Below are 437 nucleotides of genomic sequence, written 5' to 3' on the forward strand. Positions count from 1 at the left end.
GCCGGCGCACACCCGACGCCGAGGCCCGGCCCACGGCCCGCGCCGAGGATCGTCGTCATGCACACACCGCACCGTCGTCCGGGACTCACCGCCGTCGTCGCCGGGATCGCGGCGCTGGGCGGCGCCGGCACGCTCGCCGCGGTCCTGCCGCCGGCCGGTGCCGTGGTGCACCACCGTCCGGTGGTCGTCGCCGACGCGGCCGCACTCGGCCTGCCCGCCGCGCCCACCACGACGACGCCCGGCACGGGCGGGCGCACGCGGAACGCAGCGGTGGTCACCGGTGCCCCGCCGGCCCCGAGCGCGATCACCGCGATCTTCTGACCTACGTGCCGGCCTCGGCCCGCGTCATCGTGAAGGGTTCGTCGTCGGGCACGGGCTCACCGCTGACGAACTCCGCGGCTCGCCGCACCGACCTCCGGAACGCCAGGGGGTCGGAC

General features: G+C 77.8%; 1 pseudogene. It reads left to right on the forward strand.

The window, feature by feature from the left end:
- A pseudogene (locus D7V88_RS42315) lies at window positions 1-321 on the forward strand (hypothetical protein); the annotation flags it as partial.
- Window positions 322-437: the final 116 nt, after the last annotated feature.

Source organism: Corallococcus terminator, assembly GCF_003611635.1.
Classification (GTDB): domain Bacteria; phylum Myxococcota; class Myxococcia; order Myxococcales; family Myxococcaceae; genus Corallococcus; species Corallococcus terminator.